Genomic DNA, 11711 nt, shown 5'->3' with positions numbered 1-11711 from the left:
GCCACCAGCGAGCCCCGCTGACAGACTCGTGACAACGACCAACAAGGCGACCGCAAGGGCAACACCGGTGATTGAGACGAGTGTGCGGCCGCGTGCGCCTGTTCGGAGGCGCCCAACAACGCGTCGGACACCGAGGCCACAGATCCCTGCCAATTGACGTAGCCGGCTACTCACGTCTCTCGGCGTCCATCACGCAGTTTGATCACGCGGTCTGTTCGGGAGAGGGTATACTCATCGTGTGACGCGATGACGACGGCCCGGTCCGTAGCAATATCAGTCAACACATCAAGCACCTGTTTGCCGGTCTCGCGATCGAGTTCGCCGGTCGGTTCATCAGCAATCACGACCGCTGGATCCGCAGCGAGTGCCCGAGCGATCGCGACGCGCTGTTGTTCGCCGCCGCTTAACGAGCCGGGGCGGTGTTTGTGACGCCCGTCGAGGCCGACCGCGTCAAGCAACTCCGTGGCGCGGTCACGCCGTTTGCGACGGCTGTCACCGGCCTGAACAAGCGGCAGCGCGACGTTTTCAACAGCGGTGAGCGCGGGCAAGAGGTGGAAGCGTTGGAATACCATCCCAATATGCGACCGGCGAAATGCGGTTCGTTCACGCGACGAGAGGGTTTGGATTGAGGTTCCGTAGATCTGAATATCACCGGCTGTTGGCGTATCAAGGCCTGCGAGCAGGTGAAGCAGTGTGGATTTGCCGCTGCCACTCGGTCCCGCAACCCCGACGACCGACCCGTGTGTGATTTCACACGAGACGTTGTCGAGCGCCGTCACGGTGGTCCCGCTCGTTCCGAACCGGCCTGTGCTGCCGTCGTACCGACGGGTCACGTCCGAGCAGACGACCGGAGCTGAGCTGTGCTGAGTTGCCATGTGGAGGGCGGGTGAAAGAGTCGTGTGTTAGCTACTCTTGCTCATTGACGAAGTAGTAGATGAACCCGCCGGCAATCAGAAGGCCAAACAGGAGGGCAACGAGAGCGATGCCGATGTTCCCGCCGTCATCGCCGTCATCCCCACCAGTACCATCGGTCCCATCGGTACCGTCAGTACCGTCGGTGCCATCTGTATCGGCACTCACCACAGAGACATCACCGGCGCTGACCGCGTTGACGGTGACTTCGAAGTCACCTGCTTCGGCGACGCTCACCTCAAATGTTTCCTCCGTGGTTTCACCACCATCAATGGTCACCGTTCGCGTCTCAACGACGTCTCCGTCAACGAGCACTTCCAGCTCGGTTTCTCCGGTCTCATCACCGGTATTTTCGACCGTCGCTACGACATCGAACGCCTCATCGACCGTAACTTCGGTTGCGCTGAGGCTAGCCTCGGTGACCGAAAGTGAGGCGGGCTCAACTGCCGTGATTGCGAACGTGGAGAAGCCAGGCACCTCAGCCACGAACTCGCCATTGCCGCGGTGCGTCGTCTCGAAGCGTTCCCACGCACCCCGTGTCTCGTTGTACCGCTGGAGTTGGACGTTTTCCGGATCCACGTCGTTTTCCTCAAGCCGCTCGGGGTCAACCGTGAAGTCCCACTCAACACTGTTGTAGTCCTCATCGGTGAGGTTCCCTGCGTCCACGTCGACGTACGTGAAGGGGGTGCCAGTCTCAACCGGCGGTGCCGTTTCCGGCGGATCGTCACTCGTCGAGACGTTCACGGAGAAGGTGTCGCGATCCTGTGCGAGATTCACCGTGAAGTTCCGGACTGAGGCCCCGTTCCGGGACACGTTCCGGCCGACACCGAACCGGGTCGGCGTATTCGCGCGGATGTTTTGGACCGTGACTGCCGCACCGCCGTCGCGCTCAACAATCGTGAGATCCTCGGGCGCTGGTTCGACGACCTCTGGTGGCTCGTCATCAGCAGGTTCGTCGTCGGGATCACTGGGATCATCGTCGTCATCATCATCGCCGGGGCCGGGACCTGGACCTGGACCGGGGCCGGGACTCGTATCGATACTATCGACGATGTCGACGGTGGTCCGGCTCGTGCTGATGTTGCCGTCTTCTTGATCAGCGGCAATATGGAGCACAGTATACTCACCAGTCTCCCACGCATCAAGCGTCTCAACCTCGATCGTCTCCTCTCCAGTGGCGTTCCCGATGGCGGTCATCGAGGCATTAAGTGTTGTATCACCAACAGCGTTGAACGTGGCTGCGTCACCAGCCTGGTCGCGAACGTCGAATCCATCGACAATCGCATTCCGAATATCAAAGAAGCTGCTCGCTTGCTCCTCAGTACTCACGGTGCCTGAGAAGCGGTCAGACGCAATCTCCGTACCAGAGATTCTGACATTTGGCGCGACGTTCGCAACACCCTGAATCTCGGCGATTGACGAGTTGACTGTGACATTACCAGTCCGTAGATCACGCGAGAACTCATCGTCGATGATAATCCGACTGGAACTTTGACTAAACGTACTCTCGTCCATCACGACGACGGCGTGTGAAACGTTGCCGTCAGCAGCAAGGTTAGCCGTCGCATCTACGGAGACATTGGTACCTGCTTCAACCTCACCATTTGTCGTGGCGACATCAATTGTCGATGCCGCTTCTTGAGCAGTGACAGCATCAACTGAGAGGGCGGTCGTTCCGTTGAAGAACGGCCGATCATCGCCTGCTTCATACACCTCGCCACCAACATGGCCGATTAAAAGGTACGTCCCTGCCTCGTCGAGGTTAATAGTCGCTTCCGCGTTCCCGGTGGCGTCAATCACGCCTCCAGATGTAGTACTGAATTCGGTGAGATTCAAGAACTCTTCAGAAGTAAGTGCTTGCTCAAACCGCTCTGTCGTCAGTGTCTGGTTCGCTTCGAACGAGTCGGCAAACTGCTCGAACTCCTCAGTCCCATCGAAGAAGTCACGAACTGTCCCGAACCGCACCTCGTTTTGATCTTGGACAGTCTGATTAAAGTCGTCGTACCCATCGACGTCTTCGAGCGCTCGCTCAACTTCTTCAACCGTGACATTTTGAGCGTCAAGGAACACCTCTGTCGTATCTCGCTCCGCATCGATCCGAGTAACAAGGACCTTGAATTCGTCTCCAGAGAACTGAGCCGTATCCGCCGCAGTCTGTGGGGCTAACTCGAAGGAAACCTGTGCCCCCTGCTGAAATACTCCTTCTTGTGAAGTTTGGATTTCAGCGAGCTCGCTCTGTGTTTCTAGAAATACCGTTTGGCTGTCGACTGCCGTGACTGCGTTGCTCCGATCAACGACCGCAGGCCGAAGCGGGGCTCGTTCCCAAACAGCTAACTCATCGGTGATGTTTACGGTTTCAACGTCGTGAGTAGCCACTGGATCCCCTGGCTGAACTGCGGCCGGCGTTCCCGTGTGCGTGGCGCCGCTCGTTGCGGCAAGCGCTCCCCCGACGAACGGCCCCATCAGTGAGGTAATCATGATGAGGCTGAATAAAATAGCGAGTACGATCTGTCTCGCTGGACGTGTCATGGATAGTAATTTTTGGCATTCGGTTTATATCTTTCCTACCTGTCGGACGATTATGAATTAGCTTCACCTGAAATACCGGTCACCGTGAACGCTCTTTTTTCAGGAGTGTCACTCTTTCTCGCCCATGACGAGTTGGCTTTTACCTCGATTCCGATGTGATCACAAAACTGATACGGTTCTATCTATCCAATTAGGACATGAAAACCCGGTATGCCCTCCTCGCTGTTTTTTTATGTATTGTGGTTGCGGTCGGGACGCTCGGTGTTGCTGGTCAGTCGCCCGCTGAGTTCTCATTAGAGTCAGAGTCAACAGTCACTACCCCTCCACAAACGGTTTCAAACCAATTTACCGACGGTGAACTCACAGTCCGACAGACCGCAGTGGTTGAGCCCGATGCGGCACTCACGGGGACAGCTACCGTCCCAGACCCAGATGAGCAGACGTACTTTATTCAATTCCGCAATTCAGACCGGCGTATTATTGATGATAAGGCAACAGATGGGGCTGAAACCACATACGACTTTGATGCCGGTCCGGAGTCCCCAGGCAGCTATGCTGTCAACATCTGGGATCCGAATGAGCAACTTGTAAAGGCGGTGTTACCGGTCGTCATCGCCTCACACGACGTGTCCTCGATACAGATCAACAGTTCCACCCCATCGAATGCCGATGTGGCACCATCTGAGACCGTCCCCGTAGCCGTATCGCTTACCACACTAGAAGCAACGACAGTTGAGAGGGTTAACCTGACTGTCTGGAATGACGATGAGGAGCTCTCAACCACCCTCGAGAACACTGCGACAAACGAATACGAGGGCACGCTTCCCTCACTTGATGAGGGTGAGTATCAGGTCCAAGTACGTGTCCGTGGTGGAGAGACGGTGAATGGACGCCCGTCACTCATCGGATTGAGTGACGCACACTCGCTGACCGTGGCTTCAACACAGGAGTCTGATGGCGACAGTACAGATACGGGGTCATCAGGTGACGATAGTGGAGACAGTGGTAGTCCCGGTGGGTCGACAGGTGGTGAGGGCGGCACAGACGACTCCAACAGTACTGATGGCTCCAACGGCACAGACGACTCCAACAGTACTGATGGCTCCAACGGCACAGACGACTCCAACAGTACCGATGGCTCCAACGGCACAGGCGACTCCGACAGCACAGATGGAGACTCAACCAACACAAACGGGACAGACACGGGAGCAAACGATTCTGGGTCTGGTAGCTCCTCAGACGCAACTGGAAATGGCAGTGACGGAACTATCACACCGAACGATGGATCTGTGTCATCAGGAGAGACTGATGAGAGTACGCCACTGTACGCCGTCCAAGTGCTGTTATTAACTGTTGTATGTGGTGGTGGACTCCGCCGATTCAGACGAGCCACCTAAAATCCGATACGAAGAGAATTAACCGAACACTACACATGTTCAGGTCGTACTGAATCAATGGCACTTGAAAAACGGCGGCGGTTTGTGTACGCACTCGTTGCGTGGATGGTGAGTGTAATTCTTCTATTGACCGCCCTCAACGCCTTAGAACTAGAGTTATTCTTTGTTGTGTCCCTCATTGGCCTACTCGTGGTTGTTGAGCTTACTGCCCCGTTCAATGTCACACCGCAGTGGCGACGACGACTCTTTCCAGTGATCCTCGCGGGCCTTGCGGGGTTCAGCTATATTGTCATCCGCCGCATTATCGAAATTCTACCAGAGGGGACCTTCTAAATGCGAACGCCACCACTGCCACGACTCGTATTATATGTCCTCATCGGACTTCTCGCAGGTGTGCTTATTTTTGCCGCGAGCACCTCGACAGCCTCGTTTGGGGCATACAACTCCCAGTGGGACGGGACAAGTGAGTTCCGGACGCTCATTGAGGAGCGCCCAGACAGCCGGATCGTCTTCGAGACAACACCATACGAAACAGCGAATGCGACAAACACCGTTGCGATCATTCTGGCACCCACAGAGCCGTATTCAGCCACTGAATCACGACGTATCCGAAATTTCGTTGAGCGAGGTGGAACCGTTGTCATTGCTGATGACTTCGGCCCACACAGCAACCCACTCCTTGCGTCGATCGGCGCAGACGCACGCTTCAGCCGACTCCAACTCCGGGATGAACGAGAGTATTACCGCGGGCCGTCACTCCCGCTCGCACCGAATGTAACGGCAGCGCCGTACACCCAGAATGTCTCACAACTCACGCTCAATGGAGCTACTGCGGTTGAGCCGGGGAATGCCACTCCAGTTGTGACAAGTTCTGAGCTTGCCTATCTGGATCGGAATGCCACAGGGAGTCTCTCGGCTGGCGATGAACTCGGTGCGTATCCTGTTGTCGCATCCGAGTCTATCGAAGGGGGCCAGGTCATTACTATCAGCGACCCCAGTATCTTCATCAATTCGATGTTGACACAGCCCGATAACCATGTCTTTGCGACACAACTCATCGACACTCATGAACGAGCGATTCTTGATTATTCACACGCAGGCGCGCAACCGCCGCTTGCGCGCGCGCTGGTACTACTTCGGACATCACCGCTTCTCCAAGTTGGTGGGGGCCTCGCGACACTCGGTGTGTGGCTGCTGATATGGCGCCGTGTCCGTGAGGGTACAGTCAGTAGCGCTGTGGAGACGCTGCTACCAGTGCGTGTGCTGTCACTCCTTCCGCGGTGGGTCTGGGACCGCTCCAAGAGCGGACAATCGGTTGAGCTTGACGCAGACGCGCTCCGATCAGAACTGAATGAGAAGTACCCTGATCTCGATGAGCCGCAGCTTCAACAGGTGATGACAGCTGTTTTATCTGAGCGGTCACGAGACGAACACGATGAGTAGCCCCGAGGCGCTGTACGAAACGCTCCGTGAGGCAGTTGGTGATGTTATCGTCGGCAATGAGGAGGTGCTTGAAGGCCTGACAATCGCGCTACTTACTGATGGCCATCTTCTCTTAGAGGGTGTTCCGGGCGTCGCAAAGACAACGATCGCTAACGCCTTTGCACGGGCATCTGGACTCTCATATAGCCGGATTCAGATGACGCCCGATATGGTGCCCGCTGACGTCGTCGGGACGAACGTCTACCAGCAGGCGACTGGTGAGTTCCAGCTCAAAAAGGGGCCCGTCTTCGCAAATCTGGTTGTAGCCGACGAGATCAACCGGGCCACGCCAAAGACACAGAGTGCGCTGCTTGAAGCGATGGAGGAGTCAACGGTCACCATCGACGGCGACACACTCGATCTGCCGGCGCCGTTCATGGTGATTGCGACGCAGAACCCAATTGAGATGGAGGGAGTCTTCGAACTTCCAGAGGCCCAACGTGACCGCTTCCAGCTGAAATACACGGTTGAGATTCCTGACCGGGCTGGTGAGCGCAAGGTACTCGATCGGTTTGATACGGCGCCCGGTCTTGGTCCGTCAGCGGTTGAACAGGTCATCGAACCGGAGACACTCCAGCACGCAAGCGATGCTGTCAGTGAGGTCTACATCGCTGAGCCGGTCAAAGAGTACATTCTGGATCTCGTGGCGGCCACACGGGCGTCACCGATGTTACAACACGGTGGGTCCCCGCGGGCAACGCTCGCCTTCTTGAGCGCTGGCAAGGCTCGGGCTGCGATTCAGGGGCGTGAATACGTGATTCCAGACGATATCAAATCACTCGCCGCACCTGTGCTCAAGCACCGTGTGATCCGCACAACTGATGCTGAACTCGCTGACGAATCTGTGTCTGCGATTATTGACGAGATACTTGCGGATGTGACGCCGCCAAGCGCCGACACAACGTTTGCTGAGACAGACGAGCAGGCAGTCGCTGGCGAATGAGACGCAATCTCAACTGGCGAAAACAGGTGCCAGCGGCACCCACTAGTTAAGTTGTGTCTTCGTCGCGGCCATATCGACAGGTCACCGTAAGCGGGTCATCCGCCGTGACCGTAACCTCAACAGGTTCAGCGAGAGCCTCAACGAGACTGACGGCAAGAAATGAGGAAATCGGGTGATCAATAGCTGTCGGGTCACCTAACCCGGCACCACTGATCTCAAACGTGATGCGCTGGGTGTCGGTATCGACTGCCGACTCAGCGGTATCAGCGAGTTCAAACACCTCAACCAACGCATCAGCAATGACTGGCGCAGCCGACTGTGGGCGGGGGCCAAGCGACTGATCGATCGTATCTGAGAACTCCTCGAACAGGGGCACCCCCGTTGGATGAAACGCAACGCCACCTGTCGTGGGGTCTTCAGGCACGACAAACAAATCGAGATCGGTCGCTAATCCGGGGAGTGGCGCATCTGCGTCTCGCGGGACAAACAGCCGGACCGCCTCTCCCGGGATGTACACTGGCTCCCCCCGCAGCCCTAACTCATCAATCGTTGCTTCACGGTCGGCACGAACCGCCTCAAAAATTTGCCCACCAATCTGCGCTGAGATGAAGCGCTCGGGAGTGATGAAGTACGTAAGCACGCCGGCAAAGACGCCTGTGCCACCAAGTGCGAACAGGACGGTGCGAGCGTCAGTAAACACAACACCGCCAGCAACAGCAACCAACCCAACAAGTAAGAGACTCACTGCGGTTCGGCGGTACGTGGTCTGGCGGGCGCGAGCATACTCCTCGCGGAGCTGTCTGTTTTTAGCTTCAAGCACCGCCACGCGGGTCTGGAGTGGTTCTGACGTGTCGGCTGTGGACGCCGACTCATCAGATACCGGTGAGTGTTCAGACTCGGTGCCGCCAGAGTGAGCCATCACGGTGTCCTCCGATTCATGTCTGTATCAATCATCCTTGTGTTTTCAGGTTTGACTCGTCTGCTGGCTCGGCGGGCGTAACAAGATTGAGACGGACGAGCGTGACTCGATACGTGACGTATATGCCAGCCCCGACAGCGAGGGTGAGTAGCCCGCCTGTAACGAACACCCCTTGCTCACGTATACCCACCACGAGTGCTAGAAGAGCGGCCCAGCTGATGCTGGTTACGACCAACGTAACTATATCATGCGGCGACCGGGCAGGTTCTGTCAGGACGGCGAGAAGGCCAAGCTGGGCGACGCCCGCGAGCGGCGAGATACTACTCAGTACAGGGATAAGCGCGACTTGTCCGAGCACGAACGCGAACGGTGCGGATCGCACGACCCCCGCAGCGCCGAGGACCGCCAGTGAGACAATAGGTAGCGACGCTGATGCGCTCACTAGCGCGACCGCAACGAGGCTGAGCCCGAGTGCGCTGCCCCAGTCACGGGCCCACAGATTAAAGGAGGCAGGGTCGTCTGGATATGGTAGCTCGGGTGTGTGCTCTGTCATTGTGTGCTGATTGCTGCTGCTTGTCGGTGCGCAAGGACCTGCTGGATACGTGAGGAGGGTGCCACCTCAAACGCACTGACCCGAGGATGCCGCTCGAGGTCACGCCGAACCTCTTCGAACTCGCGATACCGCTCATACAGCGCGTCCAGATCGGAGAGTGCTGGCGGCTCGAACAGACAGTGCGGTGTAATAAATACCAAAATCCGACTGTCACCGTGGATGGCTGTTTTGACTGCCTCTTGGAGTTTTACCGGATCCTTATCGCTGGTGACGATCACAATGAGTCCTTCACCCCCACCGTTTGCGTGTACTTGACGAACGGTACTCACAAGCGGGTCAGCCCTGAAGCGCTGGACGTACTGTGTTTGATCCCCGACGTATGCGCCGAGGACGGTCCCAAAGCGGCTCGTATCGCCGTCAAGCCGGGTGGCAAGCCGGCGTGCTTGGGGTGCCGACCGGGTTCCCTCTGTACTCGTCTCGGCTGTTAGCTGGAGAGAATACAGTGCTGACTCAATCCGGGAGTACGTCTGTGGCGTTGTCCCCGCTGTGATCTGTGTTGTAATCCCTTGCGAACCAACCGCACGGAACCCAAGTGGGTCACCGTGTTCGGCGGCCGTCTGTGCGATCCCACCAGCCACTTCACGCGCGTATTCAAGCATCGTCCCGCCATCGGTTCCAGTAGCCATTCGATTGCGATGGTCGACAATGAGAAGCGTCCGCCGATCGGTTTCTCCCTCCGTTTCACGGACATATGTCTCTCCAAGGCGAGCCGTCGCGTTCCAGTCAATCTGTTGGACGTCGTCGCCCGGCACATACTCACGCAGCTCCCGGGTTGTCACGCCCGGCCCGGGACGATCTGAGCGGTGTTGGCCATACGCGCTTTGGACGCCGGTTCCGCCTTGACCGATATGGAGCTCTGGCGTGTGGGGTTGAGCGGTGAGCGTGGGGGTCTCCGTGTACGGGAGCGCCACCTTGTATAACTGGTAGCGGTCCCCGATCGAGATGGTTGCTGGTGGGAACTCAAACCGACCAACAACTGATGATGAAATCGTACAGGTTGTTGTCTGGGTTGTCTCTCCAGCCTGAAGCGCGACAGACGGTGATTCAGTCTCAGCCGAGATGCCGGGTGGGAGTTCAGCGTCGATAACGATTGGTTCCTGTGCCGTCTCTGGGGGACGGGATACACGAAGCGTGAGCTCAGCCGCTGTGTCGACAAAGATCTCGGTGGTGGCAAGTGTGTACTCGATCGTGAGCTGGCGTTGCTGAGCAGCAAACGATTGGCTAGCGGTGATCGCTGCCCCAAGTAGCCACGCACCAAGGCCCGCTGCGGCAGCAAGAAACACAAGTTGGTCTGCGAGGACTCCGAGGCCGACTAGCAGCAGGCCGGCGCTCGCAAGCGTCCACCACTGCTCAGTGACCTCCATTACCTCTGTCTCAGTGCGGGGCAAATTGAAACTTGGCTTCTCGGTTCTTGTGGTGGGTGCCGCTCATGGGAGTGGCCATAAAGTTGAAACTCAAAGCTGTAGTCTAACTGAACTATGACTGACGAGGATACGGAGTTGGCACAACAGTCACAGTGGGAACGATGGACCGACGACAGTGGCCCCTTCTACCGCTCGTGTGCCGTCTGGCCGTTCGATCCGGGAAGCGAATCCACGACGTCAGGAGACCACGATCGACCAGCAGTACAGTTTACCACAGGCAGTACACGACAGCTGCTTCGGCACCTACCAACATTCTTGGGAGTCTCAATGGTACTGTATTTTGGTATTAATTTGGCCCGAAGTGTTGGAACCGGAGAGGTTCAGCTTATGTTCCCACAGCTCACACCCCGCAGCGGTGCGGTTCTCGTGGGTGCGATTGGAGTTGGGTTGGTGTGGGCGTATCTCGTCTACCGGCTGGTGACATCCGGGATACGTGGTTCTGGGATGTATCGGGGGGTGGTATTTTTCGCAACAGCGCTTCCACTGGTAGCTGGAACAGCCTACGCGGTCTACAGGGCAGTGACAGTGGATGGAGGCGGTGCTGACCCTGCGCTAACTGTTCAAGCCGGCTACTTTTTGTTTGTCTTGGTTGCCGGACACCTCGTCTATGATGGATTGGCGCTCAAAACTGAGAATCTATTTACTCAACTGAAAGACAGCAGTATTGTCTCGCAACCGGCGTATGACGAGTTTTATGCCGAACTTACGACCGTATTAGGTGATACGCTCACTGTTGGGCCGATAGCGATATCACGATCAGTGGCGTTTGCGCTCGTTGTTGCGTTGGGCCCACTACTGTTGCCAGTTATTGTGAGCCCGTGGGCCGGATGGGGTGAGATTGCGTATGTGGTCTATGCCATTGTAACACTGTTTGTGATCGCGATGCTGTATGACGTGTTTCTGTTGGTGTACAAATTTACGGACCTTCTCCAGCGAGATATCCTCACATATCAGCCATTCCATCCCGACGATCATGGTGGCTTTCGTGATTTCGGTCGGTTTGCAACTCGTGTCAACGTGATATTGGTGATCGCTGGAGGCTACGTTGCGTATCGGTTTTACGCTGAAGGGGTGCTTAATATTCCCGCGGATGGGATCGAGCCAACGCTGCTGGGCCTCACGTGGGTAGTGTTGTATATCGGCCCGATTGCCGCGTATGCCGCGTTAGCGTTGTTCTGGCTGTATCACTCGTTTTGGCGTCTTCATCAAAAAATGGAAGACGGACGCCAGAAGCGGATCGAAGAGCTCCAACGAGAGACAAAGGGGGACGACCAACAGCCACGACAAGACTTCGCTGACCTAGACGTGTCCGCTCCAGCGTGGGAATCGCTCCGAGATGCCCCAACATGGCCGATCAAACGACAAGGGCTGTTTGGCATCCTCGTAATGGATGCCGTGCCAATTGCCATTACGTTTGTGTGATAACAACCGAGATCTGACCAGCAGCCGAACGGTTAGCTGTGGGCGTTCGTCGTCGCGCTTTTTAATATGG

10 protein-coding genes are annotated in these 11711 nt (G+C 56.8%); 5 read left to right on the top strand and 5 right to left on the bottom strand.

Features of this window, described 5'->3' with window-relative positions; genetic code table 11:
* Nucleotides 1–170: 170 nt before the first annotated feature.
* Nucleotides 171–875 (bottom strand): ABC transporter ATP-binding protein, encoded by a 705-nt coding sequence (locus EXE44_RS13755; protein WP_137717621.1) that lies wholly within the window; start codon nt 873–875, stop codon nt 171–173.
* Between the two features lie 31 nt (nt 876–906).
* Nucleotides 907–3441, bottom strand: coding sequence for a PGF-pre-PGF domain-containing protein (locus EXE44_RS13750; RefSeq protein ID WP_137717620.1), 2535 nt, complete (start codon nt 3439–3441; stop codon nt 907–909).
* Nucleotides 3442–3638: 197 nt separating this feature from the next.
* Between EXE44_RS13750 and EXE44_RS13745 the strand changes: the two genes are divergently transcribed.
* From EXE44_RS13745 to EXE44_RS13730, 4 genes are read left to right on the top strand one after another with little or no spacing between them, the layout of a single operon-like run.
* A complete protein-coding gene (locus tag EXE44_RS13745; RefSeq protein WP_137717619.1) occupies nt 3639–4838 on the top strand; it encodes a hypothetical protein in 1200 nt (399 codons plus the stop codon).
* 57 nt (nt 4839–4895) lie between these two features.
* Nucleotides 4896–5171 (top strand): hypothetical protein, encoded by a 276-nt coding sequence (locus EXE44_RS13740; RefSeq protein WP_137694997.1) that lies wholly within the window; start codon nt 4896–4898, stop codon nt 5169–5171.
* Nucleotides 5172–6281 carry a DUF4350 domain-containing protein gene (locus EXE44_RS13735; RefSeq protein WP_137717618.1) on the top strand — a complete coding sequence of 370 codons (1110 nt, stop codon included), beginning with the start codon at nt 5172–5174 and terminating at the stop codon, nt 6279–6281.
* Entirely contained in the window at nt 6274–7263 is a 990-nt protein-coding gene (locus EXE44_RS13730) for a MoxR family ATPase (protein ID WP_199233666.1), read from the top strand. Before EXE44_RS13735 ends, EXE44_RS13730 begins: the two co-directional genes overlap by 8 nt.
* 46 nt (nt 7264–7309) lie before the next feature.
* On the opposite strand, the gene EXE44_RS13725 is transcribed toward EXE44_RS13730, so the two are convergent.
* Genes EXE44_RS13725 through EXE44_RS13715 form a run of 3 tightly spaced genes read right to left on the bottom strand, consistent with a single transcriptional unit; the run spans nt 7310 to nt 10159 of the window.
* Nucleotides 7310–8182 (bottom strand): hypothetical protein, encoded by an 873-nt coding sequence (locus EXE44_RS13725; RefSeq protein ID WP_241988397.1) that lies wholly within the window; start codon nt 8180–8182, stop codon nt 7310–7312.
* A gap of 31 nt (nt 8183–8213) precedes the next feature.
* Nucleotides 8214–8735 (bottom strand): hypothetical protein, encoded by a 522-nt coding sequence (locus tag EXE44_RS13720; RefSeq protein WP_137717617.1) that lies wholly within the window; start codon nt 8733–8735, stop codon nt 8214–8216.
* Nucleotides 8732–10159 carry a DUF58 domain-containing protein gene (locus EXE44_RS13715; RefSeq protein WP_137717616.1) on the bottom strand — a complete coding sequence of 476 codons (1428 nt, stop codon included), beginning with the start codon at nt 10157–10159 and terminating at the stop codon, nt 8732–8734. The genes EXE44_RS13720 and EXE44_RS13715 overlap by 4 nt, the downstream gene beginning before the upstream one ends.
* Before the next feature lie 327 nt (nt 10160–10486).
* Here EXE44_RS13715 and EXE44_RS13710 point away from each other — a divergent pair, with 327 nt between their 5' ends.
* Nucleotides 10487–11641 carry a hypothetical protein gene (locus EXE44_RS13710; RefSeq protein WP_137717615.1) on the top strand — a complete coding sequence of 385 codons (1155 nt, stop codon included), beginning with the start codon at nt 10487–10489 and terminating at the stop codon, nt 11639–11641.
* Nucleotides 11642–11711: the final 70 nt, after the last annotated feature.

Origin of the sequence: Halorubrum sp. SS7 (assembly GCF_005435055.1) — an archaeon.
Classification (GTDB): Archaea; Halobacteriota; Halobacteria; order Halobacteriales; family Haloferacaceae; genus Halorubrum; species Halorubrum salinarum.
This window is presented reverse-complemented; position numbering and strand designations above follow the sequence as displayed.

Bases quoted from the DNA above. Each gene is read 5' to 3' on its own strand.
- EXE44_RS13720 (WP_137717617.1), bottom strand. From the start codon at position 8,735: ATGACAGAGCACACACCCGAGCTACCATATCCAGACGACCCTGCCTCC.
- EXE44_RS13710 (WP_137717615.1), top strand. From the start codon at position 10,487: ATGGTACTGTATTTTGGTATTAATTTGGCCCGAAGTGTTGGAACCGGA.
- EXE44_RS13750 (WP_137717620.1), bottom strand. From the start codon at position 3,441: ATGACACGTCCAGCGAGACAGATCGTACTCGCTATTTTATTCAGCCTC.
- EXE44_RS13740 (WP_137694997.1), top strand. From the start codon at position 4,896: ATGGCACTTGAAAAACGGCGGCGGTTTGTGTACGCACTCGTTGCGTGG.
- EXE44_RS13730 (WP_199233666.1), top strand. From the start codon at position 6,274: ATGAGTAGCCCCGAGGCGCTGTACGAAACGCTCCGTGAGGCAGTTGGT.
- EXE44_RS13715 (WP_137717616.1), bottom strand. From the start codon at position 10,159: ATGGAGGTCACTGAGCAGTGGTGGACGCTTGCGAGCGCCGGCCTGCTG.
- EXE44_RS13745 (WP_137717619.1), top strand. From the start codon at position 3,639: ATGAAAACCCGGTATGCCCTCCTCGCTGTTTTTTTATGTATTGTGGTT.
- EXE44_RS13735 (WP_137717618.1), top strand. From the start codon at position 5,172: ATGCGAACGCCACCACTGCCACGACTCGTATTATATGTCCTCATCGGA.
- EXE44_RS13755 (WP_137717621.1), bottom strand. From the start codon at position 875: ATGGCAACTCAGCACAGCTCAGCTCCGGTCGTCTGCTCGGACGTGACC.
- EXE44_RS13725 (WP_241988397.1), bottom strand. From the start codon at position 8,182: ATGGCTCACTCTGGCGGCACCGAGTCTGAACACTCACCGGTATCTGAT.